This window comes from Nocardia sp. CA-135398 (genome assembly GCF_050955845.1).
Lineage (GTDB): Bacteria > Actinomycetota > Actinomycetes > Mycobacteriales > Mycobacteriaceae > Nocardia.
The window spans coordinates 3,794,584-3,817,324 of the sequence record NZ_CP192084.1 but is presented as its reverse complement, the minus strand read 5'-3'; the positions used below and the strand labels follow the sequence as shown (position 1 = coordinate 3,817,324).

Below are 22,741 nucleotides of genomic sequence, written 5' to 3'. Positions count from 1 at the left end.
CTTGCGGAAGGATCGAGCCGACGGCCGACTGGAACGCAAGTTTGGTCAGGAAACCGGCTGGGCCTCCGGATGTTTCCGCTCAGCGGAAAGGGGCCCAGGTCCGTGCGGGAAACTCAGAACCACTCGCCGCGCTCGCCGAGCGCGAGGATTCGTCCGACGGTTTCGGTGAGTGCTGGCGACTGCGGCTCATCCCGCATCACGACGGGTTCGAAGCGCGCCGAATGTTTGCGCGCGGTGTCGCCCATCAGCTTTTCCGATATCGCGTGCGCGGTATTGGCGACCAGCGGCGCCAGCCGCTCGAGCGGCGCTCGCACGTCGCCGACGAGCGAAATCCCGCCGACCGGCCCCTTGGGACCGCGGACCGCCGCACCGACACAGGCGATGTGCTGGAAGCATTCGCCGCGGTCGAAAGCCAGACCGCGGCGCGCGCGGATGCGAATCAATTCCTGATGCAGGACCTCCAGATCGCCGATGCTGTGTGGGGTCCGCTTGACCAGGGCATCGCGGTACAGATCGTCGATCTGTTCCGGCGACAGCCACGCCAGCATGCTCTTTCCGACGGCCGTGCAGTGTGCGGGCACCCGGTCGCCGACCACGGAAGGCACCTGGACGGCGGCTTTGCCCCCGAACTTATCCAGGTAGTACGCCTCGGCGCCGTCCAGAACGGCAAGGTGCACCACCATTTCCGTGCGCACCGACAGGTTGTGCAGGAGTGGGAACGCCGCTGTCCGCAACGCACCGTGTCCCTCTTCCCGGCCGCCGAACCCGAGCGCCCGTTGACCGAGGCCGTAGTCGCGCCCGTTGCGCTCGAGCCATCGCAGCCGAACCAGTTGTTCCAGGATGCGATGGGTCGTCGAGCGTGGCAGATTAGTGCGCCCGGCGACATCCTCGAGCGAGAGCCGGATCTGCGGGCCACCGAACGAATCCATGATCAGCGTCATCCGCTCCACCATCGATGGTGGAGCCTCGTGTCGTTCGGAGGTGGCGACCGCGTTGTCATTCACCACTGAGGCCATTGGCCAGCCTCCTTCTTGGAGCTCGAACCTCAGGCGCGAGTGTAGCGAAAGACGGCGGCTTTAAGGTGGGGATATCGGAATTAAGTTTCCTCTTTAGGGTCGACATCGCCGATATCGATCGGTCCGCCGCAGGCCGCGGCGAGCAGGGCCGAGAAATCGACGCCGGAATCGGTCAATGCGGCTGCGCAGGCGGCGACGTCCTTGTGCAGAAAGGGTGCGACCGTGGCGGCGAAGGATTCTGATCCGCCACGATCGACGATATAGCGTCCGGCAGTGCTACCCCCGCTGCTGACCGCGAGCGCCTCGAGCATCACACCTTCGTCTATCCCCACACCACGACCCAATGTCAGCCCTTGCAGGGTCAGCTGCGAGACCGCGGCGAACAGCAGGTTGTTGATCAACTTCACCCGCAGCGCCGACCCCCGTCCACCGGTTTCGATGACGGTTCCGGCATAGCAACCGACCACCCGACGCGCGACCGCGACGTGTTCGGGGGTGCCACCGAGGAAGACCACCAACTTCCCCGCGCGCACTGCCTCCGGAGTGCCGCTGAATGTCGCGTCCACGATCGCGGCTGGTCCGGACGGCGCGAACCGGTCCAGGCTGTGCAGCACCTCCGGGGTCCCGGTGGTGTGCGACAGCAGTACCGTGGCCTCGCCCATCGCACCGACAACTTCGGGCAGGAGCGTGGATATCTGCTCGTCGCCGAACAGGCAGCTGACGACGACATCGGCGGCCGCGATGTCGCGGATCCGATCGACCGGCTCCGCGCCGAGTGCCGCCAGCCGGTCTCGTACCTCCGGCCGTCGCGCGTACAGACGGACCCGGTGCCCGGCCGCCAGTAGCCGCTCCACCATCGCCGCACCGATCCGTCCGGCGCCGACGAATCCGATCGTGAGTGCCGTCATGATCGGTTCCGTCGCTCTCGCACGATATCGAGCAGTTCCATCCGGCTCACCTTGCTGGACGGTGTGCGTGGCAGTTCGTCCAGGACCACGACGTGCACCGGTACTTCGTACGGCAGCATATGGGCGCGACAGAGCGCGACGAGTTCCGCGCTGTCGGGAGGTATCAGCCCCGGCTCGGTCTCGATCGCGGCCACCGGCACGTGTCCGAGCCGGGCGTCGGGCAGGCCGACCACCGCGGCCTCGCGCACCGCCGCATGCGACTCCAGCACCCGCTTGACGGTCTCCGGCTGGACCTTGAAACCACCGCGGATGATGGCGTCGTCGGCACGGCCCTCGATCCACAGGAAGCCGTCCACATCGATCCGCGCCAGATCGCTGGTCTGGACCCACTTTTCGGCGCCGGCCGCGGTCTGCTCGGTGCGGACCTCGAGCCGCCCGGTCGTCCAGCTGCCGAGCTCGGCGCCGTCCTCGTCGGTCACTCGCAGCTCGACACCCGGGAAGGCACGCCCGGCGCTACCAGCCTTCAAGTCCCACCATTGTTCGTGCAGGGCCCGTGTCCAGCCTGCCACCGCGCCCGCGAATTCGGTGGCTCCGTAGGTCATCAGCACCGGGATGCCGTAGGTGCGAAAGAACCTGTCCGCCAACTCTTTCGGACACGGCGCGGTTCCGGAGGTGACGACCTGCAGGCTCGCCAGTCGCTGCCGCGACACTCCGGAATCGAGGACGGCCCGCAGCGCGGCGGGTACCAGGCTCACGGCCCGCAACCGATGCCGTTCCACCGCGCTGACCCATGGTTCGAGCACGAACTTGGGCATGAGAATCATCCGCCGACCGGTGGCCAGGCAGGCCAGTGCCCGCCACAGGCCGCCGATGTGCACGAGCGGCGCGTTCACCAGTACCGCGGAGTGCGACAGCAACCGGTCTTCCCGCGCCGTCTGCCCGCCGGAAGTCAGTGCCTGATCCAACTGCTCGGTCCGCAGGTGCACCCGCTTGGGCGCACCGGTCGTGCCCGAGGTGCGCATTTCCACGACGGTCCCCGGATTCGTTACGGCGGCCGCGCGGACCGTGCCGCCCACCCGCCGCACCGAGCCGTCGTCGCGCAGTTCCAGCGCGAAACCAGCCGTCGTGACAGCATCGAATACGCCATCGCGCGCCAGCAGTTCGGATCCGCTCACCACCGCGGGCAGATCACAGGCGATGATATCGGCGGCCAGCCGCGGGGCTGGTTGCAGCGGATCCAGCAGCACGACGCATCGACCGGATGCGATCAGCCCGACGACCGCCGCGACATGTTCGGGCCGGTTCTCCAGGACCACACCGACGCGGGAGCCCGCACCTAAACCGGCCGATTCCAGCGCATCGACGACCGAGCGCGCGGTCGCCTGGATCCGACCCCAGCTCCACCAGATCTCCTCGTGTTCGATCGCTTCGGCGTCGGCCGGAGCCTCGGCAAGCAGCCGGTTCAGCTGGTCGCGAATTCCCACGGGGTCATGCCTTTCGTCTCGTCACTGCCCGGCCGTGGTTCACCATTCGAGGCGCAAGGACATCAGGCCGTACATATTTCCGGTCTGCTCGAGCTGCTGTCCGGGCGCGATCCGGTAGTCCGGAATTCGCTTGTGCCACTCCTGCATCGCGACATTCAGCTCCAGTCGAGCCAGGTGCGAACCCAGGCAGCGGTGCGGCCCCGATCCGAAGGCGATGTGGTTGTTCGTGGCGCGCCCCAGATCTACTTCGTGCGGATTGTCGAACCGGTCGGCGTCCCGGTTGCTCACCGCGAGGGGCAGCATCACCATATCCCCGGATTTCACCGGACAACCGCCGATCTCGGTGTCGCGCGTCGCCTTTCGCGCCGGAATGACGAACGAATAGACCCGCAGCACTTCCTCGACGCCATTGGCGATCAGCGACGGGTCGGCGACAATAGCCGCGCGATCGTCCTGGTGCGCGGCGAAGTGGTACATGGCCCAGCCGATCGCGATGGGGACCGTGTCGAAACCCGCCTGGAACATCAGGATGCAGAACGCGTGCATATCGGCGTCGCTGAGCAGCTCGCCATCGATGCGCCAGGTCATCATGCGCGACAGCAGATCATCGCGCGGGGCCTCACGACGCAGCGCGATCTGTTCTCCGAAATAGGCCGACGCGGCGGTCATCGCGGCGATTTGCCGTCGGTGGTCGGGATCCTCGGCATGCGGCACGTGCAGCATCTCGTGCACCCATTCCAGGAATTGCTCCAGATCCTGCTCGGGCAGGCCCATCAGCCGCATGAAAATCAGGGTCGGGAACCGGCGCGCGAACTCGTCGAGGACGTCCGCACCCCCCTTGGGCAGCAGCCGGTCGATCATATCCGCCGCGATCTTGCGGATCTCCGGCTCGCGGGCGGCGACCCACTTGGGCCCGAACTCGCTGCCCAACAGCCGCCGCCACTTGGTGTGCAGCGGCGGATCCAGCATCTCCGGAATCCACAGGAACTGCGGGTTCGGCTCGAGCACCGTCACCGAGGTGCTGGAGAACGTCCGCCAGTCCTGTAGCGCCTCCTGGATCGCCTGACCATCCGTGATGACCCAATAACCCTGTGCGACAGTGCTTCTGAACGCGGAGTGGGCGCTGGCGAGTCGATCCCACTGCTCATGATGGCTCAGCAGTGGACCGGATAGGCGATTGTCGAAATAGTAGGCGGGCACACCGTCATGGGTGCCCTGGGATTCGAGCGTCATACCGATCCTCCTCACAATCCGGCCGACGGTGTGGTCGACAGGAACGCGCCGCCCGGACCCACATCCAGGGCCTCGCCGTACCACGTCTGGCCCCACTGCAATTCGGGAATCTTCCATTCCAGCGCCTGCCAGTCCGGATCGAAGATGAGGTATCCGCCGGAGTACAGCTCGACCCGGTGACCGGACCCGGGATCATGGATGTAGAGGTACATCGCCTGCCCGATGCCGTGCTTACCCGGACCATGCCCGTAATCGATGTCGAGATCGCGGATCTCGTCCGCGGCCCGCAGGATGTCGTGGAAGTTCTCGATATTGAAGGCCACGTGGTGGAACGCCCCGTTCTTCTCCTCCCCATTCACACCGATCGCGATATCGTGCACCTGCGGGGTCACCGACAGCCACGAGGCCAGGATGGTCTCCGGGAACTGCGGGATCATCGCGAACTCACGGCGCTTGAAACCCAGCGCATCGCGCAACCAGCCTTCGGCCTGGTTCACCGTGCTCGGGCTGCACTGCACGTTCAGATGGTCCAGCCGTCGGACGCCGAAACCACGCCGACGGGAACTGTTACTGAGCAGCTTCGAGCGCAATTCCGGTGGGGCAACCGGCTTTTCGATGTCGTAGTAGAGCTCGAACGGGTGCTCGCTGCCGGGGACAAGGAACCTGATCGCGGTGCCGCGGCCGAGTTCGTGATCGGCGGCCAGCTCCACCGCCTCGATCTCCGCCTCGGTCAGCTGCTTGTGGAACAGCTCGACATCCTGCGGTCGCTTCACCCGGAAGCTGTAGCTGTTCACCCGCGCCTCGTCCTGCTGGGTGAGCACCAGCGAGTGGTGCACCAGTTCCTGGTACCCGCGCAGATATGCCACGCCATCGGATTCGGCGACCACCTCCATGCCCAGCAGGTCCCGGAAGAACCAGATCGAACGCCGCAGATCCGGCGTCCCCAGGTTCAAGCCACCAGCGTGGGCAATCTGCGGGCCGGGATCGTAGTCGTGCGAACCAGCCATGCGAGCTCTCCTTCGAGTCGGAATGTCCTGCTGGCTGGCTAGTTTGCGGAGGAACCCGGCAGCACAGGCCGGACTTTCCGAACACTGGGACGCACCGGATTCCGACCAGCCACCGTGGACTGCTCCCCCACCACGACCGAGGCCATCCCGCTCAGCGGAAACCCGCGCTCGACCCGACATCCTCGGCCGCAGACTCGTCGAATATCCGAATTCCCGTGAACCAGGTCACCCCACCGGCCGTCGCCGTCGCGAACGGCTGCGGCTGATCAGCGAAACACCTTGGTGCGCAAAGGACTCGGCGGCGCCAGCCCGCGCACGGGTCCGGAGCACCTCGATTCGACAAGGAGAACGCAATGCCCGCTGACGAGGAAACCTACGACGTCGTGGTCGTCGGGTCCGGCGGAGGTGGCCTGATCGGCGCCTATGCCGCCGCCGCGCGCGGGCTGCGTACACTCCTGCTGGAGAAGTCCGCGCTGATCGGCGGTACGACCGCGTATTCCGGTGCCGGACTGTGGTTTCCGGGCAGCGCCCCGATCGCGCGCACGGGCGTCGAAGATGATCCCGAGGCCGCCCGCACCTACCTGCGCGACGTTGTCGGCGACAGTTCGCGCGAACACCTGCAGGACGCCTATTTGCGGACCGCGCCCCGGTTGATCGATGAGCTCGAGCAGAACCCGCTGTTCGGGACCTTCGCCTACCAGCCCGTACCCGAATACTTCTACGGACGTCCCGGATCGACCGCCACCGGGCGAACCGTGTTCCCGCAGGAGATCTCGGTCGCCGAGCTCGGGGAACTCGCCACGCTCATCCGCCGGTCCGTGCCCGAAGAACGCTGGGGTATCGAGGAAGGGCCGGTGCTCGTCGGCGGGCGAGCGCTGATCGGCCGTGCGCTGAAAGCATTCCTGGCAACGGGCAACGGCTCCTACCTGCTCGAGACCGCCATGACCGACCTCGTTGTCGAGGACGGCCGGGTCACCGGTGTAGTGGCGGTCAGCGGCGGGGAACGCCGCACATTCCGCGCCACCCGCGGCGTGATCCTGGCGGCGGGCGGCTTCGAACACAACCGTGAGATGCGCGAGCAGTATTCACCCGTACCGCTCACCGGCGAATGGTCCCACGGCGCGCCCGGCAACACCGGTGACGCGATCCTGGCCGGTCGCGCGATCGGCGCGGGCACCGACCTGCTCGACGAGGCCTGGTTCGTCCCGGGGGTCGTACAGCCCGACGGTCGGCCCGTCTTCCATACCGGCACCCGCGGCGGGATCTGGGTCAATGCCGAGGGCGAGCGCTTCATGAACGAGACGCAGCCCTATGACCGTGCCGGGCACGAAATGGCCCGGCTGCAACGCGAAACCGGCATTACGCACAGCACCGCGCACTGGGTATTCGACCAACGACAGCTCGACCGCGACGGCTTCGGAGGCGATCCGGAGCAGCAGGTGCGCCCGGAATGGTTCGAATCCGGCGCCTTGCGCCGCGCCGACACCCTCGAAGAATTGGCCGATCTGATCGGCGTGCCGCCGGAGAGACTGCGCAAGTCGATCGAGGAATTCAACGGCTATGCGAAATCCGGCGTCGACGAGCGTTTCCACCGCGGCGAGGCACCGTGGGATCAGATGTTCCAGTACATCGTCGGTTACCCGGCCGATCCGCGGCAGAACTACGTCGTGCCGCTGGCGACCGACCTCCCCAATCCGCTGCTCATCCCCGTCGACACTCCGCCCTACTATGCCGCCACCGTCGTGCTGTCCGATATCGGAACCAAGGGCGGTCTCGTGACCGACGAGCATGCGCGCGTGCTCCGCTCGGACGCCACGACGATCGAAGGTCTCTACGCGACCGGCAACACCATGGCGGCGATGTCCGGCGGCGCGTACCCCGGCGCGGGAACACCGATCGGTTCGAGCCTCGTCTTCGCGTATCTCGCCGCACTCGACCTCGCCGGGAATACCCAATTGCCTTGAGGCACAGCGTATTGCGATAAGGAGTCGGAAATGGCACCAGTACCCGTGCAGGCGACCTTGTCGGGGAGGTCGTTCCTGACGGCCACCCTCGACAGCGTGCATCGTTGCCCGGCCCGATCCGACTATATCGACCTGCGCTTCTCGACCTCGGCGGGATTCTGGCAGTGGCGCTTTCCCGAACCGCAAGGGCGTCGGCGAGCGGACCGGAGGGGGGCCGTACCACTCGCGCTGACGTTCGGGCGGTACGCCGCCCAGGCCCATATCATTCGAGACAACGCGCTCGGGCCCGCATTGCCGAGTTCCGCGGCGCTGCCGCTGATTCTCGGCGACGCCTACATCCTGATCGAACGCCGACTCATAATTACCGACACGGGTGCGGCAACCGCCTGACTGGGCCAAGCTGCGCCAAGAGGAGGCGGTCAGCCGCGTCAGGCTCCCCTACGGCGGTGACCGGCTGCTAGTGCGTTGCGAACGAGGAGCGCTAACTATAGCGCCATACGCTATAGTTAGCGCATGTCGAGTCAGAGCGATGTGCTGCGCGAGGTGATGCACAGAACGGGCACCACCCAGTCCGAGCTATCGCGGCTGAGCGGTGTCCGCCAATCCAGTATCAGCCAGATGTTGTCCGACAAACTGAATCTGAGCGATGAGCAACTCGAGAGGCTGTTGTCCTGCATGGGTTATCGCCTCGAAATTGTGCGACGTCCCGTCGTCCCTGAGTTGACCCGTTCCGAGCGCCGGTCATGGCTGTTGCACAGTCGGCTCTCGACACACTTGACCCGGCCGAGCCTCCAGTCGTGGCGGCCGCATATCGAACGCAATCTGGAGCGACTGCGTGACGGAGTATCCGGCCAGCCGCACGTACGCAATCTCGATCGCTGGGAGTCGCTGATCAGGCGCGGTGACGTGCCAGGGATCCACCGTGTCCTCACCGGTCTCGATCGCGACTCGATCGAGATGCGCGAAGTCTCCCCGCTGAGTGGTCTGCTCTCGCAAGATGAGCGCGCCGACGTGCTGGGCCTCGCCAGCTGATGCGGCGCGACCAGTTGGAGCATGCCATCCGGACGGCGTGCCAGATCATCGGCCGACCCGAAGTGCCAGAACTTCGTGGCAGCGCTACTGGGAGCCGGGCTCGTCGCCGCGGGCGTGATCGCCGAACGCCTGCCGGCCGTCCCGGATAGCCACAAGCCCGCGGCCGAACGCGCTCTCGGATGGATCGGATCCTGGTTGTAGGAAGATTGGCGATTCGACCGTCGTGCCAGCCAGGTGCACCGACGGAAACCGTTGCAGCAGAGCGCTGCGAGCGATCTGCAGTTCCAGCCGAGCCAACTCAGCGGGCCTGGGTGGACACGCGCCGCGGTGGATGCGGGTTTCGGAGCACCGGGCGGTGCGCGACGGTCAGTCCGATGCCGGGAGGGGTCTGGCTTCCTTGAGCGTCAGCACCTCGCCGTCGATGGCAGGGACACCGGGGCCTGGCTTGGTGCACAACAATTCGACTGTCGCATCGGCGTTGGTGTAACGCTTGCCGATAGCGGTGCCGCCGTCGGAGGTGTGCAAGGTGGTAGTGCCGTTCTTCTCCGCCGCGGAGAGAACTGCGGGGACGCCGCCGATTGTCAGATCGATCGGGGTTGCGGGGACTTTGACGACGATCAGTTCTGTCGAGTCGACTGCGCTGAAGACGCGGGTCCCGGGTTTCAGGGATAGGGGCATGGGTCTACCTCTCTAATGGGCGCTCAGGTCTTCGAGGACGAGTCTGCGGAGGAGTTTTCCGGTGTCGGTGTGCGGCAAGGAGTTTCGGAAGACGATCGTTTCCGGGGTTTTGGAGCCGCGTAGGCGGGATCGGACGAGGGTGCGGAGTTCTTCGTCGGTAGCTACGGCGCCTGCGCGCAGGACTACCGCGGCGGCGAGGGTTTGGCCCCATTCGTCGCTCGGGGGGCCGACTACGCAGGCCTGGGCTACCGCTGGGTGGGATAGCAGGACTTCTTCGATTTCCGCGGGGGCGATGTTCTCGCCGCCTCGGATGATCGTGTCGTCGGCTCTGCCCTCGATGAATAGGTAGCCGTCGGGATCCACGTGACCCTTGTCGCGAGTGCAGAACCAGCCTTCGGCGTCGAGCAGGCTGCCGGTGGCGTATTCGCCGGAGATTTGTTCGCCGCGTAGGAAGATGATGCCCGATTTGCCTGCGGGCAGGGGGCGGCCGTCGTCGTCGCGGATCTCGATCTCGATCGTGGGCAGCACTTGTCCGGCCGAGGACAAGCGGGCTCGGATCATCGGGTCTTCGGAAAGCATTGCGGCACGGTGGTCTTCGGGGCCGAGGACGGCGATGGTCGATGCTGTTTCGGTCAAGCCGTAAGCGTTGACGAAACCGACATCGGGGAAGCGAGTAAGGGCCTCGCGCAGTATGCGTTCGGATACTTTCGCGCCGCCGTATGACAGGGTGCGCAGCGTCGGGAGGTGCGCGCCGTCGGGTGCGACCGCGTCCACGATGCGCGCCAGCATTGTCGGGACCACCATCGCATTGGTCACGGCTTCGGCGCGTACCGTGTCGAGCCAGACCGATGGCTCGAAGGCGCGCAGGTACACCAGACGTCGCCCGGCGAACAGATTCGACAGCATGTTGGCGACGCCCGCGACGTGATAGGGCGGTACTGAAACCAGAACTGCCTCTTCGCTATCGGCGCTGCCGAATTCGACGGCGCTGAGCAGGTAGGCCATGAGGTGGCGGTGCCGCAGTAGTGCCGACTTCGGGGCGGCCGTCGTGCCGCTGGTGTACAGCACGACCGCCACGGCGTCGTCGAACTGCGGCTCCAGTGGTGGTATGTCGGTGGGCAGAGCGGCCAGCCAGTCGTCGAAGACGTGTGCCCGCGCGGTCACTCGCGGTGCGGTGGCCGCGTCCGCCAGCACGATGGCCTGGGGCTGGCGCTCGATCAGCGCGTTGAGCTGGGCGTCGTCCAGTCGATAGTTCACCGGCACGAATGGCACCCCCGCGCACGCTGCTGCCAGTAGCGCCACCGGCAGCAGCGGATGATTCTCGCCCGCATACACGAGCGCGGGAAAATCGCGCAGCGTCACGGCCCCGCCCTTGGCCAGCGCACCGAGTTCGGCACCGGTCACTCGCCGTTCGGCGTCGCCCAACAGGACACGGTCGGCGAAGCCCGACTCGATCATCTCGACCATCGCTGAGAGATGCACGTGTTCAACAACTTTCGGAATGCAGGGTCGACAAGGATTGATACGAGGCGAGCCGTCGTGTTTCCGCACCGGGCACTAGTTCACCTCGCGATCCGAGGAGGCGTGATTCGCCGCCACGTACCCGAACACCGCCGAGGCAGCGATACTCGCTCCCGCACCGAGATACTTGCGTCCCATAACGGAGGCAGTGCAGTTGCCGGTCGCATACAAACCGCTGATCGGCTCCCCATCGGCGTTCAACACCCGGGAGAACTCGTCACAGAGCAGTCCACCGCTGGTACCGATATCTCCGGGGTACAGCGCGGCCGCGTAGAACGGCCCCTTCTCGATCGGTCCCAGGCTCGGATTCGGCTGGTGAGTGCGGTCACCGTAGAACCGCTCATGATCGCCCTCGCCGCGATGAAAGTCCGCATCGACGCCGTTTTCGGCGAACAGATTGAACCGCTCGATCGTCTCCCGGAGCGTATCTGCGGGGAGATCGCATTGGCGCGCAAGATCTTCCAGGGTGTCACCGCGCTTCAGCACACCACCGGTGATCAACTGCTTAGGCGTCCAGCCCGCAGGTGCCATCCCGAACGGATAGCGCGACCGGTGGCGCGAATCAATGATGAGCCAGGACGGAATCGCCGCGCCGCCCTCGCGGTGCCGCGCGTACATCTGCTGACCGGCCTCCTGATACGAGCACGCCTCGTTGAAATATCGAAGGCCCTTCGCATCGACGATGATCGAGCCCGGCTTGCAGCGTTCGGACAGACACATGCCGGGGGTGCCGTCGGGCATGATCCACGATGGCATCCACCACGCCTCGTCCAGCATGTCGGTCGCGGCTCCGAGACCCTCCGCGATCCGGATGGCCTCCCCTGTGTCGCCCGGGTTGGCCGAGGTCCAGTCGGAGCCGACAGGCAGCCCGTCCGAATGCTCCTTGCGCATCGCCTCATTGCGGGCAAAACCGCCTGCGGCGAGTAGGATTCCATCCCTGGCACGCACGCGCACATCCCGGCCGTCGCGATGGATGACGGCACCGACGACCCGACAGTCCTCAACGAGGAGATCCGTGAGCGCGGACTCGGTCCAGATCGGCACCTCGCGCCGCAGCAGCGCGTCGACCAACCGGGCGATCAATGCCGCGCCATTGGCCGCCAATTTCCGTCCACGAATGCGGCCGCCGACAGTGCGCCGCCCGACCCTGGCCATGGTGGCCATGCCGATTCGCGTGCGCATCAGTGACATCGGCGCCGCCTCTGCGGTGTATATCACCATGCCACCGGCGAAGCCGGGCCGGATCCGGTCGCACCACGCCCCGAGCTTCTTCTTGTCGAAGATCTCCGGTTCGATCGATCTGCCCCGGGCGGATCCCCCTTCAATACCCCGGACTCCAGCGTAGTAGTCGCTGTAACCCTCGCAGCGCCGAAACTTCAGGCCCTCGGATTCGAGGAACCCGACCATTTCGATCCCGGAATTGATGTAGGACAGTCTCCGGGCCGGAGACGATGCCGGGCCCGCGTCACCGACGACGGAGTCGAAATAGGCCAGGGCGGTGTCGAGCGAGTCCGACACACCCTCGCGCTGCATGAGTGGATTGTTGGGCAGCCACATCACACCGCCCGACATGCAGGTCGATCCGCCGAGCAGGTCGGATTTCTCCACGACGAGAACATCTTTGCCGAGGGCATGGGCGCGCAGCGCGCCCACAACCCCGGCGCCGCTGCCGACGACCAGGAAGTCGGTCGTATGGTCCCAGCCGCTCATCACTTGCCCCTGCCCATTGCGGGCGCCTGCCCGATGACACCGTCGTTTTCCAATGCGGCGATCTCGGCCGCACTGAGTCCGAGTCCCGCCAACACCTCCTGGTTGTGTTCCCCCAATAACGGCGCGTGACGCGTATGCCACCGTTCGGGACCGTCCGACAGCGTGAACGGCACCGTGCTGTGCCGCACCGTCGGATTCACCGGATGCTCGACGTACTCGTAGAAGCCACGCGACTCGAGCTGCGGCAGTTCGGCGACACGATGCGGCTGCATCACTTTGCCCACCGGAACTCCGGCGTCCCACAGGATTTGGACGATCTCACCGGCACTGCGCTGCCCGCACCACACGGCGAGATTCTTGTCGATGAGATCGTGCTGCTCGCGACGCCCGCTGGCGGTGGATAGCTCGAGCTCCATCGCCCAGTCCGGCCGACCGAGCGCATCGCACAGCGCCGACCATTGCTCATCGGTGGCCACCGCGACCGCGACCCAGGAGTCGTTGCCGCCGTATTCGTCGATATCGGCGGTCCGATACAGGTTCTGCGGCGCCGCCGCCGGACCCCGATTACCGTCGCGCATAAGCAGTTGCCCGTATGCGGAATGCTCGATCACCTGTTCGGCGGCGACATTCATCGCTGCATCCGCCATCGCGGCCTCGACGAGCATGCCATCGCCGGTACGTCGCCGATGCTCCAGTGCGAGCAGCAGTGCGTTGAGGGCGTGCAGACCGGCATTCGGATCGCCGATCGAGTACGGCTCGACCGGGTTCTGGTCGGGATGGCCGGTCAACCAGGTGAGTCCGGACGCATCCTCGATGATGTAGGCGAAGGCCGGATTGTCCCGCCACGGCCCGTCGAGGCCGAATCCCGGCATCCGCACCATGATCGCGTCGGGGCGCAACGCGCGGACCTTCTCGTAGTCGAGCCCTATCTGCTCGAGCACCCGCGGTGTGTAGTTCTCGACGATCACATCGCAGCTCTGGATCAGCCGGTGCAACACCTCGACTCCGCGCTCGCTGCGGAAATCCAGCGTCACGCTCTTCTTGTTGGTGTTCAGGCTCGAGAAGATCGGTGAGCGTTCCCACCATTGGTCCACGTTCAGTGGGATACCGGCGATGAGCCGGGCTCCGTCGGGCCGGGTGGTCGACTCGATGTGAATCACTTCGGCACCGAGCATGGCGAGCAAGTGTGTGCAGGACGGCCCGGCCCAGAATGCGGTCATATCCAGCACGCGAAGGCCCGTGAACGGCAATCCTTTCGCGGTGTCGGAGGCTGCCTGCCGAGGCGCCGGGGGTGCGGCGCGATATTGTTCGCCGTGCTCGTCGAGGCGCGGGGCGGGCCGGAGTGCGGGCGGCTGCTCGGACCCCAGACGGTACGGCGGGCCGGGTTGGGTGTAACCGTCGCGGGGGTTGGCCACGAATGACCCACGCGCCCGGTACTGCTCCATCTCCGCGATGTTCTCGCCATTGGCTACCAGCGAATTCGGAATTCTGAATGCCGTTGCCAGTTCCCGGATTTCCTCGACAGTGTGCTCGGCGAACCATGGGGCGATCTCACTCGCCAGGTCACCTGCCCGCCCGCTGATCGAGAACGGCGCGCTCTCGTCGATCCACTCCGGATGGCCGATCATCGCGCACAGGTCGAACCACTGCTGCGCGGTCCCGCATCCGACGGCAACCATTCCGTCCCGGGCGCTGGCCACACCGGGCACCATGAGCCCTCGTCCGGGACGCATCAGACGGCCGAGCGCCTCGTAAAAGGCGACGGAATAGTAAGTGAGACTGAGGATTTGGGTCTCGAGCATGGACAAGTCGACCAGCTCGCCGACACCGGTGCCAAGCGTGCGCGCTCGCGATGCCAAGGTGCCCGCGGCGGCATATGCCCCGGCAACCCATTCGCCGACTCGACCTCCGACGTGGACCGGAGCACGGTCGGGCGCGCCGCGACCGAGCCCGATGACCCCGCCCGACCACGCCTGCAGCGTGAACTCGGTCGCGGGGCGGTCCTGCCAGGGACCGTGCAGACCGAACGGGGTGATCGAGGTGACCGTCAGATGGGGATGGCGGTCATGGATGGCTTCCGGAGTGAACGACGGGTGTTCGGCGACCCGCGATCCGCGACTCCAGACCACCGTGTCCGCCCCCGCCAACAGCCGGTCCACAAAGTCGATCTCATCCGGATCGGCGACGACGCTGTGCTTGGAGCACGCGAGGAAACCGAACAGCGCGCCGTCGGCACCGGACGGGATTTCGGTATGCGACGCCGACCATGCCCGCAGCCGATCGCCTTCGGGCGCTTCGACTTTCACGACTTTGGCACCAGCATCGGCCAGCAGTTTCGTACAGTAGGCGCCCGCGATTCCACTGGAGAAATCGACGACCACATAACCTTCGAGCGGTTCCACGAGCTAGTCCTTCCGCTCCCGAGCGCGCTTGCTCAGCCGCCATTCCGGCGGGAATTTGCTGTCGTTGTCCTTGACCGCGTTATTGATTCCGCGATTCATGGCCTGGTCGAACATCATGTCGTCGGTGTCGGGCGCCGCGAAGCCGCCGACGGTTTCGAAAAGTCCGCTGATCATGCTGCCCAGGTACTCGCCCTGGTACTGCTTCATGAACTCGAAGAAGGACTTCTGCATGAACACGGTGTCCGTGGGCCGGTTGCTGGCACAGGCCTGTGCGTACTTGTCCACTTCCGCTTCCAGCTGATCGCGCGGGACGACGCTGTTGAGGAAGTTGCACTGGTACATTTCGGCGGCGGTGAACGCCCGACCGGTGAACACCATTTCCTGGAATTTGCGCAGGCCCATGGTCTGCGCCCACCACCACATGCGCGGCGCCCACCCGACGTAGCGGAAGGCCGGATGGCCGAACAGCGCATCGTCGGAGGAAATCACCAGATCCGCGTCGGCCGCTTGGTAGAAGTGCCACCCGTAGCAGTAGCCCTTCACCTCCAGGATGCTGATCTTCTTGAAATCCTGGAGGCTGCGAATGCCGGAGTGCGAGTTGGCATACCACGAGCTGAGCGTCGCGCCGTGCCGGAACGAACCCTGGGGCGGATAGGTGACTTCGTCTGCGCCGATGCGGAATTCGGCGAGCTTGGGCCCCTGATCGGGGCTGGTGTGCGCCGCCATGAACTCCGGCAGGTCGGCACCGGTGCCGAGATCATCGCCCTCGCCACGGATCACGAGCACCTTGACGTCGTCGTCGACACTGGCGCGGTGCAACAGGTCGGCATAGCGCACCCGAGCGGCGATGGTCGGCGCATTGAGGTGGTCGGGCCGATTGAACGTGATCGTCGCGATCTTCGTCTTGGGATCCTTCTCGTAGAGGATGATTTCCTCGGCGGAAAGCGCGGGTTCACTCATCCGCCGCTCCGATCGCGATGCCCGCGTTGCTGTTCCACGACGGACCGGAGGTCAGCACCTCGGGACCGTCGGCGGTGATGAGCACCATCTCCCGTCCGAAGACGGCACCGATGCCCTGCTCCCAGACATAGCCGGTGACGGCGAGCACCATCCCGGGTTCCAGGTGCTCCGCGGCGGCGGTGGCCGGAAGTCGGGGCGACACCACGGGCGCGTCGAATCCCAGACCCAGCGCATGCGCCACCGGCAGTGGCGGGAGCGGTTCGCCCGCAGCCTCATAGGCGCTGAGGAATTCGGTGGCGAGCCGACCCGGTCGGCAGGCGGCGAGCAGGCGGGACCACAGCTGATCCCACCGCTCGTAGAGGGCGGTTGTGCCGTCTTTCGGGGCCCAGGTCGGCCACGTCCGGCCGATCTGGGCGATGTAGCCGTTGCCGATGACACCCGCGGAGAAGGCCACCAGGTCACCGGCCTGCGCGCGCCGGTCACCGGACGCGCGCCGCCACGGGTGATCCGGTGCGGTCACCCAGGCGGCGTCCTGGGTCGCCGGGGTACTCATGCCCCCGGCCGCCATCGCCTGCAACATGACCCCGGTCAGGGTCTTCTCGGTGACCCCGGGCCGCAGTTCGGCGACCGCCGCCGCCAGGCCCGCTTCCGCGATGCGGATCGAATCCCGCAGCACCACAATTTCTTCGGCAGTCTTGATCCGCCGGGCGGCCCGCATGGCCTGTTCACCGTCGACCAGCTCCGCCTGTGGAAATGCCATCGGCAGGAACTGGGAGAACAGCGGGGACAGGGCATCGGTACCCACCCGCTTGGCGGTGGCGGCACCGCCGATCTGGCGCAGCACCCCCACGAGGTTGAGCGGATTCCACATGATCCCGTAGAGGTTTTCGTGCGGAATGTCCTCGGGAACGCCTTCATCCCAGGTGCTCAACAGGTGAATGTCGCCGGTTTCCCGGACCAGGATGCATCCGGGGCCGAACGGCCTGGTCCCGGCGGTCCACAGCTGCGGTGTACCCGTGACATAGCGAATATTGGCCTGCCTGCCCAGTACGAGCAGGTCGAGGTCGTGGGCTTCCATCTGGGCCAGCACGCGCGCCCGTCGCCCGAGACGGAGCGCGCGTTCGTCGGCCAGGATTTCAGTTGCCATAGGGGGCGTAGGTATAGTCGGTCAACGGAATGAAGCCTTCCTCGGTGATCACGATGATCTCCTCGCTGCGGTAGCCCCCGGTGCCGTCTTCCCATACCACCGGTTCCAGAACCAGTACGGTGCCCGGTGCGAGGACGAAGTTCTTGTCGAAGTCTTCGCCCAGATCGGTACCGATCATGGGCATCTCGGCGGGGCCGACGCCGATACCGTGCCCCAGATAGAAGTGCGGCAGCCAGGGCTTTTCGCCGCCATTCGCGTCGATGGCCGCCCTGGCCAGTTCATTCAGCGAGGCGCCGGCGCGGGTCACCGCGAGCACCGCGTCCAGAATCTCGCGCCACCGGGTGAATTGCGCCTGCTGCCTCGGCGTGGGGTCCTGGCCGACCACCCAGGTCCGGCCGAAGTCGGAGCAGTAGCCGCCGTAGCTGATACTCACGTCGGTCCACAGCACATCGCCGCGCGCCAACTCCCGCTCGGTCGTCAACAAGGGCAGCGCCAGATCGTCGTGCACGGTCCATACGCCTGCTTGCTTGCTTTCCGGCATGACCTGCCAGATGGGATCGAGGATATTGGCGGTGGCGCCGAGCTCGAACGCCCGCCGCACGAAGGCCGCCGAGAGGTCGATCTGCCGAATGCCGGGTGCCAGTGCCGCCTGGACATCGACCATCGCGGTGTCGGTGATCCGGCACGCCGTACGAATGCAGGCCAGCTCGTCCTGGGTCTTGACCAATTTGGCCGCGCTGAGCACCAGGGCGGCATCGGTCGGCGGACCGGACGGGAAGATTTTCTGCTCCGCGCGCCGCATCGCTCCGGTGGATTGATCCACGGCCATCCGCGCCCCGCTGGGGACGAGCTCGGCCAGGATCCGCGCGAAATCCGTTACGCCCTCGTCGAATTCGAGATAGACGGGGCCGTGCACATAGTCCGCGGGCAGCTCGGTTTCGGTGGCCGCGCCCTCACGGAAGGGCAGGAACAGATGCGGCCACTCGTCGTCTACCAGGACCACCGCGACCGGGCACTCGATATGCGACAGACCCGCGTCGCCGAGCGGCCAGCTCGCCCCGGTCGCATACATGACGGATTGATCTTCGAGCAGCACCAGCGCATCAACGCCCTGCTCCGCCATCGCGGCCCGCAACCGGGCTCCGGTTTCGCGCCGCATGCGGGCGCGATCCGGTTCGTCCGGAATCCGGACCGACGTCCCTACCGCTGTCGGGGAATTAGTCATTCGATACCCAGGAATTTCTTGATGTTGCCGCTGACGATTTGGGCTGCTTTTTCCGGGCCGACCGCGTCGATTACCAGCTGCAGCGACTTCTCCGAATAGCCGAAAGTGCTTTCGTTGTGGGGGTAGTCGGTGGACCACATCACGTTGTCAACGCCGATCTGGTCGATCAGCTGCAAGCCGAGCGGATCCACCATGAACGCGGCACTCATGTGCTTGTTCCAGTAGTAGCGGACGTCGTGCTTCAGTTTCGGCTCGCACATGTGCAGGTAGGACGCGTACAGATGTTCGCCGTCCTGCAGTGCCGACGGAACCCAGGAGATCCCGCCCTCGAACCAGCCGATCCGAAGTTTCGGATGCCGGTCGAGAATTCCGGAGAAGATGTACCTGGCAAACATCTCTCGGAACGAGTCGACATTGACCATCATCCCGACCACGAGGGTGTTGAACTCGCAGGGAGCCTTGAGCCCGGTCTCCCCGATGTGATGGGAAATGGGCACGCCCGACGCTTCGATCTCGTCCCACACCGGGTCCATCGCCGTACTCGCGTAGTCGATCTGGTTGCCGTCGGCGTCCGTACCCGGGTTGAGCGGCAGCAGGAACGTCTTGAGCCCCAACGACTTCAGCTCTTCCAGCGTCCGGCGTGTACCGGCCGGATCCCACCAGTTGATCAGCCCCGCGGCGTAGAACCGCCCCTTGGAGCGCTCCTGCAGACCCGCCATGTACTGGTTGTAGATCCGGAACAAGCGCTCGCGCATTTCCTTATCGGAATGGAAGAACAGCGCCAAGACGGCGTTCGGAAACGCCAGTTCCTTGTAAACGCCGTCTTCGGCAAGCTGCTGAATACGCGCCTCGAGGTTGCCGCTGGCCGCACCGACGAGGTCGTCGTACTGCATCAGGACGGCACTGAATTCGGGCGGCAGGAACGAATGTCCGGCTGCGCCGACCTGATAGGCACCTTCCTCGTACCAGATCCGCGGCGCCTGAGCCTTCAGCTCCTCGGGAAGATACTGGAAGAAAATATCGTCCGAGAGAGAGATGTGATTATCGGCTGAGAACACCTCCGTCCCCGCGGGCAGACCCACGTCACCGGTGGCGTGCCCCTGCCGGTTCTTCGGCGCGCCGTAGCCCTCGGGTGGGTATAACGAGATGTTCTTCGTCGGGCTTGACATTACTTGCCTCCATGCATCTTGTTGGAATTGGTCACCACTCGACCGGCAGCTCATAGACCCCGAAGGCCAGCCGGTCGTGCTTGAAGTCGATCTGATCGATGGTCGTCGCCAGCCGCAGCGTCGGAATGCGCCGGAACAGCGTCTGGAAGACGATCTGCAGCTCGGCGCGGGCGAGCTGCTGGCCGACGCACTGATGGCGGCCGTGTCCGAATGCCATGTTCTGATTGGCATTCGCCCGGTCGACATCCAGCCGGTCCGGCTCCGGGAAGGTATTCGGATCCCAGTTCGCCGGGGCCAGATCGATGATGATGCCCTCGTCGGCGCGGATCACCTCGCCACCGATTTCGATGTCCTCCATGGCAACTCGCCGCTGCCCGGTGTGGATGATGCTGAGATACCGCAGCAGTTCCTCGATGGCGTTGGCGAGTACCTTCGGATCGTCGGTGTCGCGGATGACCGCCAGCTGTTCGGGATGCTCCAACAGGGCCAGCACGCCGAGGCCGATCATGTTCGAGGTGGTTTCGTGCCCCGCGACCAGCAGGCCGACGCCCTGCATCGCGGCTTCCCATTTGTCGATCTCACCGGCCTTGACCCGCTCGGCTAGATCCGAAACCGCGTCCTCGGCGGGATTCTCGGCCTTGACCTCGGTCAGCTCCGCCAGATAGTTGAGCAAGCCGAGGACATTCTGCTGCGACTCCTCCGCGGTGGTGTACCGGCCCAGTCCGACATCGCTGTGGCGCTGGAAGAATTCGTGGTCGGCGTAGGGGACGCCGAGCAGCTCACTGATGACCAGCGAGGGCATCGGCAGCGCCAGCGCCGAGACGAGATCGGCGGGACGGGGCCCGGCGAGCATGGCGTCGATGTGCTCATCGGTGATCTTCTGGATCACCGGCCGCAATGCCTCGACGCGCTTGAGCGCGAACGGTTTCGTCAGCATGCGCCGGTACCGGGCGTGTTCCTCGAGGTCCCGGTTGAACACCGACGCCGGACGCGAGTGCGACATCGCCTTCATGCCTTCGTTCCAGTGCGGAAATCCGGGGCGGCGGTCGTCGACGCTGACCCGCGGGTCGTAGAAAAGCGACCGCGCTTCGGTGTATCCGGTGACTACCCATGGCTCGCTGCCGTCCCAGATCCGCACTCTGCTGAGCGGTTTCGCAGCGGCCATATCCAGCAGCTGAGGCGGCGGCGCGAAGGGACAGCGCATCGACCGCTCCATCGGATACTGGGGCACGGCGGCGTCGGTCGCGGTTCCGATCGGTGTTTCGGACATGGGTCTCCGTCATTCCTCTATGTGGATGGCACGCGCGGGGCAGGCGGCAGCGGCCTGATGGACGTCGTCGGCCCGATCTGGCCCAGGATGTTCGTTCAGCAGTACGACAACGCCGTCCTCATCGCGTTGGTCGAATACGTCGCCCGCGTACAGCGCGCACTGACCGTTGGCGAGGCATTTGTCTTGTTCGACAATCACTTTCATCGAAGGTCCCTGACTTGGCTCTTCATGCCCGCGACGGTGCCGCCGTCGACCGGCAGGATCGTGCCCGTCACATACGCCGACCGGTCGCTGCCGAAATACAATGCGGCTTCGGCGACATCGCGAGCTTCGCCGTCGCGCCGCAGCGGTTTGTTGTTCCGCATGATCTCGCGAGCCGCGCCGACAAACCTTTCGGCTTCCTCCGCACTCATGTTCGCGACGGCCGAGGCGAGCAGGGAGGTCGGAATGTTTCCGGGGGCGATGCAATTGATTCGGATATCGGCGGCGGCGAATTCCATTGCGGCTGATTTGGTGAAATGTATTACCGCCGCTTTGGATGCGCGATACGACATCACGCTGGCACCGGCCTGAATTCCGCCGATCGAGGAAACATTGATGATCGAGCCGCCGCCGTTGGCGGCCATATGGCGTGCCGCTTCCCGCGTTCCCGCCATCACACCGAGCAGGTTGACACCGAGCACCTGATGGAAATCGGCGAGGTCGTCGTCGAGGAATCCGGCGTGCATCGCACCGGAAATGCCCGCGTTGTTGACCATGATGTGGAGGCCGCCGAATCGCTCGACGGCGGTGGCGACCAGCTGGGTGACCTGCTCGGGATCGGCGACGTCGGTCTTGGTGAACATGACGTCCGCGCCGAGGCGTTCGGCCAGCTGGTCACCGCGATCGGGGTCCCGGTCGGCGATGACGACTCGGGCGCCTTCGATCGCGAACAGCTCGACAATGGCCGCACCGATTCCAGCCGCGCCGCCGGTAACGATGGCGACTTTGTCAGCTAATTCATTCACCACAGCGTGTATGCCTTTCATCGACGGCCGAATGAGCATCGGCGACCCGCTGTCGCCCGATACTCGGCGTGTAATACGAAAAATCTTGGACAACAACGGATCCCATGCAGACTGGTCGAGTTTCACCAGGCGCTGCGCTCAGGGCCGATGCTATTGACCGCACGAATTCGTGTGTCGGGCGTCTCACTCAGTAGAAAGCCGAGTTACCGACCCGTATCGCGGCGATCAGCAGCTGGCCGGAGCGCCGCCCTGTAACTTCAGCAGCCCGCAGTACGTCGCCGCGGCCACCTTCCACTTGCCGTCGACAGTGATGGCCTTGCCCGCCTGATTCGGCAGGGCTGGATTGCCGTTGATCAGGACGGTGTAGGTGACCGAGGCATGCGTGCTGTCGTCGAGTTTCACATTGGACACCGTTGCCGTGGAACCGGCGGCCATCGGACTGCTCGCCTGCGCCGCGAGTGTCGGCGCGAATGTCGAACCGTTCTCCACGAGATCGGCTTTCGTGTCGGCTGGGGTCTTGCCGTCGAAGAATGCGACGAAGGCGTCGGTGATTTCCTTGACCGCCGGGTCGTTCGAATCGGCCCGCGCGGAAGTGGCCTGCGCGGCCGCGGCGCTGGTCGCCGTCGTGGTGGAGCTGGCGGAGTCGTCGTTCGAGCTGGAACAACCGATGACGGTCGCCGAGACCACTGCCATGGCCCCGGCGGTGGCCAGTACCCGACGAACGAACAGATGAGTCATGGTGCGTCCTTGTGGAGGGGGTGTGTTGGAAGACACATGAAAGCCCTCGATGACCCATCGCATATCCGTTGTTCCGCTCAGCGGGCAAAGGATGCTCGTAGCTCATCGGTGCGACAGCGCCGAGTGCCACAACCACTATCGCCGTACCCCGGTCACGACCGCATCACCGAAGGTCGACCCACGGATATGCCCGAGTTTCCGGTGAGTAGGACGAACACGCGGACCACGCACGCGACCTCATATCGTCCGCCGCCAAGAGCACCTCATGTG

20 protein-coding genes are annotated in these 22,741 nt (G+C 65.4%); 3 read left to right on the top strand and 17 right to left on the bottom strand.

The annotated features are described in order from the left end of the window. Window positions 1–113: 113 nt before the first annotated feature. The 5 genes from ACQP1T_RS16810 to ACQP1T_RS16790 form a co-directional block, all read right to left on the bottom strand. Window positions 114–1,016 (bottom strand): IclR family transcriptional regulator, encoded by a 903-nt coding sequence (locus ACQP1T_RS16810; RefSeq protein WP_433761349.1) that lies wholly within the window; start codon window positions 1,014–1,016, stop codon window positions 114–116. 80 nt (window positions 1,017–1,096) lie between these two features. After that, window positions 1,097–1,924, bottom strand: a complete 828-nt coding sequence (locus ACQP1T_RS16805) for an NAD(P)-dependent oxidoreductase (RefSeq protein ID WP_433761347.1) — start codon at window positions 1,922–1,924, stop codon at window positions 1,097–1,099. Next, a complete protein-coding gene (locus ACQP1T_RS16800; protein ID WP_433761345.1) occupies window positions 1,921–3,408 on the bottom strand; it encodes a class I adenylate-forming enzyme family protein in 1,488 nt (495 codons plus the stop codon). The genes ACQP1T_RS16805 and ACQP1T_RS16800 overlap by 4 nt, the downstream gene beginning before the upstream one ends. A gap of 39 nt (window positions 3,409–3,447) precedes the next feature. Next, window positions 3,448–4,641: a cytochrome P450 gene (locus ACQP1T_RS16795; protein WP_433761344.1), complete on the bottom strand. Its 1,194-nt coding sequence runs from the start codon at window positions 4,639–4,641 to the stop codon at window positions 3,448–3,450. An 11-nt stretch (window positions 4,642–4,652) separates the two neighbouring features. Next, window positions 4,653–5,648, bottom strand: coding sequence for a VOC family protein (locus ACQP1T_RS16790; RefSeq protein ID WP_433761342.1), 996 nt, complete (start codon window positions 5,646–5,648; stop codon window positions 4,653–4,655). Between the two features lie 353 nt (window positions 5,649–6,001). Between ACQP1T_RS16790 and ACQP1T_RS16785 the strand changes: the two genes are divergently transcribed. From ACQP1T_RS16785 to ACQP1T_RS16775, 3 genes are all read left to right on the top strand, one after another. Beyond that, window positions 6,002–7,612 carry an FAD-dependent oxidoreductase gene (locus tag ACQP1T_RS16785; protein WP_433761340.1) on the top strand — a complete coding sequence of 537 codons (1,611 nt, stop codon included), beginning with the start codon at window positions 6,002–6,004 and terminating at the stop codon, window positions 7,610–7,612. A gap of 30 nt (window positions 7,613–7,642) precedes the next feature. After that, window positions 7,643–8,002 (top strand): hypothetical protein, encoded by a 360-nt coding sequence (locus tag ACQP1T_RS16780; protein WP_433761338.1) that lies wholly within the window; start codon window positions 7,643–7,645, stop codon window positions 8,000–8,002. Window positions 8,003–8,125: 123 nt separating this feature from the next. Next, entirely contained in the window at window positions 8,126–8,644 is a 519-nt protein-coding gene (locus tag ACQP1T_RS16775) for a helix-turn-helix domain-containing protein (RefSeq protein WP_433761336.1), read from the top strand. A 366-nt stretch (window positions 8,645–9,010) separates the two neighbouring features. Here ACQP1T_RS16775 and ACQP1T_RS16770 read toward each other — a convergent pair whose 3' ends face one another. From ACQP1T_RS16770 to ACQP1T_RS16715, 12 genes are all read right to left on the bottom strand, one after another. After that, entirely contained in the window at window positions 9,011–9,322 is a 312-nt protein-coding gene (locus tag ACQP1T_RS16770; RefSeq protein ID WP_433761335.1) for a hypothetical protein, read from the bottom strand. A gap of 12 nt (window positions 9,323–9,334) precedes the next feature. Beyond that, window positions 9,335–10,789: a class I adenylate-forming enzyme family protein gene (locus ACQP1T_RS16765; RefSeq protein ID WP_433761334.1), complete on the bottom strand. Its 1,455-nt coding sequence runs from the start codon at window positions 10,787–10,789 to the stop codon at window positions 9,335–9,337. A 90-nt stretch (window positions 10,790–10,879) separates the two neighbouring features. Next, entirely contained in the window at window positions 10,880–12,553 is a 1,674-nt protein-coding gene (locus ACQP1T_RS16760) for an FAD-binding protein (RefSeq protein ID WP_433761333.1), read from the bottom strand. After that, window positions 12,553–14,955: a CaiB/BaiF CoA transferase family protein gene (locus ACQP1T_RS16755; RefSeq protein ID WP_433761332.1), complete on the bottom strand. Its 2,403-nt coding sequence runs from the start codon at window positions 14,953–14,955 to the stop codon at window positions 12,553–12,555. The genes ACQP1T_RS16760 and ACQP1T_RS16755 overlap by 1 nt, the downstream gene beginning before the upstream one ends. 3 nt (window positions 14,956–14,958) lie before the next feature. Beyond that, complete coding sequence (locus ACQP1T_RS16750) at window positions 14,959–15,915, bottom strand: enoyl-CoA hydratase/isomerase family protein (RefSeq protein ID WP_433761331.1); 957 nt, start codon at window positions 15,913–15,915, stop codon at window positions 14,959–14,961. After that, window positions 15,908–17,062, bottom strand: a complete 1,155-nt coding sequence (locus ACQP1T_RS16745; RefSeq protein ID WP_433761329.1) for a M24 family metallopeptidase — start codon at window positions 17,060–17,062, stop codon at window positions 15,908–15,910. The genes ACQP1T_RS16750 and ACQP1T_RS16745 overlap by 8 nt, the downstream gene beginning before the upstream one ends. After that, window positions 17,052–18,287 carry a M24 family metallopeptidase gene (locus ACQP1T_RS16740; RefSeq protein ID WP_433761327.1) on the bottom strand — a complete coding sequence of 412 codons (1,236 nt, stop codon included), beginning with the start codon at window positions 18,285–18,287 and terminating at the stop codon, window positions 17,052–17,054. The genes ACQP1T_RS16745 and ACQP1T_RS16740 overlap by 11 nt, the downstream gene beginning before the upstream one ends. Further along, window positions 18,284–19,456, bottom strand: a complete 1,173-nt coding sequence (locus ACQP1T_RS16735) for an amidohydrolase family protein (RefSeq protein WP_433762229.1) — start codon at window positions 19,454–19,456, stop codon at window positions 18,284–18,286. The genes ACQP1T_RS16740 and ACQP1T_RS16735 overlap by 4 nt, the downstream gene beginning before the upstream one ends. A 31-nt stretch (window positions 19,457–19,487) precedes the next feature. Next, window positions 19,488–20,726 (bottom strand): cytochrome P450, encoded by a 1,239-nt coding sequence (locus tag ACQP1T_RS16730; RefSeq protein ID WP_433761326.1) that lies wholly within the window; start codon window positions 20,724–20,726, stop codon window positions 19,488–19,490. A gap of 9 nt (window positions 20,727–20,735) precedes the next feature. Beyond that, a complete protein-coding gene (locus ACQP1T_RS16725; RefSeq protein ID WP_433761324.1) occupies window positions 20,736–20,930 on the bottom strand; it encodes a ferredoxin in 195 nt (64 codons plus the stop codon). Continuing rightward, entirely contained in the window at window positions 20,927–21,736 is an 810-nt protein-coding gene (locus ACQP1T_RS16720; protein WP_433761322.1) for an SDR family NAD(P)-dependent oxidoreductase, read from the bottom strand. Before ACQP1T_RS16720 ends, ACQP1T_RS16725 begins: the two co-directional genes overlap by 4 nt. Window positions 21,737–21,958: 222 nt before the next feature. Beyond that, window positions 21,959–22,471 carry a hypothetical protein gene (locus tag ACQP1T_RS16715; RefSeq protein WP_433761321.1) on the bottom strand — a complete coding sequence of 171 codons (513 nt, stop codon included), beginning with the start codon at window positions 22,469–22,471 and terminating at the stop codon, window positions 21,959–21,961. Window positions 22,472–22,741 lie beyond the last annotated feature (270 nt).

What these genes read in the sequence shown, in the direction of transcription:
- ACQP1T_RS16795 (WP_433761344.1), bottom strand. Translation starts at nt 4,641, where the DNA reads ATGACGCTCGAATCCCAGGGCACCCATGACGGTGTGCCCGCCTACTAT.
- ACQP1T_RS16785 (WP_433761340.1), top strand. Translation starts at nt 6,002, where the DNA reads ATGCCCGCTGACGAGGAAACCTACGACGTCGTGGTCGTCGGGTCCGGC.
- ACQP1T_RS16730 (WP_433761326.1), bottom strand. Translation starts at nt 20,726, where the DNA reads ATGTCCGAAACACCGATCGGAACCGCGACCGACGCCGCCGTGCCCCAG.
- ACQP1T_RS16715 (WP_433761321.1), bottom strand. Translation starts at nt 22,471, where the DNA reads ATGACTCATCTGTTCGTTCGTCGGGTACTGGCCACCGCCGGGGCCATG.
- ACQP1T_RS16780 (WP_433761338.1), top strand. Translation starts at nt 7,643, where the DNA reads ATGGCACCAGTACCCGTGCAGGCGACCTTGTCGGGGAGGTCGTTCCTG.
- ACQP1T_RS16775 (WP_433761336.1), top strand. Translation starts at nt 8,126, where the DNA reads ATGTCGAGTCAGAGCGATGTGCTGCGCGAGGTGATGCACAGAACGGGC.
- ACQP1T_RS16740 (WP_433761327.1), bottom strand. Translation starts at nt 18,287, where the DNA reads ATGACTAATTCCCCGACAGCGGTAGGGACGTCGGTCCGGATTCCGGAC.
- ACQP1T_RS16725 (WP_433761324.1), bottom strand. Translation starts at nt 20,930, where the DNA reads ATGAAAGTGATTGTCGAACAAGACAAATGCCTCGCCAACGGTCAGTGC.
- ACQP1T_RS16750 (WP_433761331.1), bottom strand. Translation starts at nt 15,915, where the DNA reads ATGAGTGAACCCGCGCTTTCCGCCGAGGAAATCATCCTCTACGAGAAG.
- ACQP1T_RS16735 (WP_433762229.1), bottom strand. Translation starts at nt 19,456, where the DNA reads ATGTCAAGCCCGACGAAGAACATCTCGTTATACCCACCCGAGGGCTAC.
- ACQP1T_RS16770 (WP_433761335.1), bottom strand. Translation starts at nt 9,322, where the DNA reads ATGCCCCTATCCCTGAAACCCGGGACCCGCGTCTTCAGCGCAGTCGAC.
- ACQP1T_RS16765 (WP_433761334.1), bottom strand. Translation starts at nt 10,789, where the DNA reads ATGGTCGAGATGATCGAGTCGGGCTTCGCCGACCGTGTCCTGTTGGGC.
- ACQP1T_RS16790 (WP_433761342.1), bottom strand. Translation starts at nt 5,648, where the DNA reads ATGGCTGGTTCGCACGACTACGATCCCGGCCCGCAGATTGCCCACGCT.
- ACQP1T_RS16805 (WP_433761347.1), bottom strand. Translation starts at nt 1,924, where the DNA reads ATGACGGCACTCACGATCGGATTCGTCGGCGCCGGACGGATCGGTGCG.
- ACQP1T_RS16810 (WP_433761349.1), bottom strand. Translation starts at nt 1,016, where the DNA reads ATGGCCTCAGTGGTGAATGACAACGCGGTCGCCACCTCCGAACGACAC.
- ACQP1T_RS16760 (WP_433761333.1), bottom strand. Translation starts at nt 12,553, where the DNA reads ATGAGCGGCTGGGACCATACGACCGACTTCCTGGTCGTCGGCAGCGGC.
- ACQP1T_RS16745 (WP_433761329.1), bottom strand. Translation starts at nt 17,062, where the DNA reads ATGGCAACTGAAATCCTGGCCGACGAACGCGCGCTCCGTCTCGGGCGA.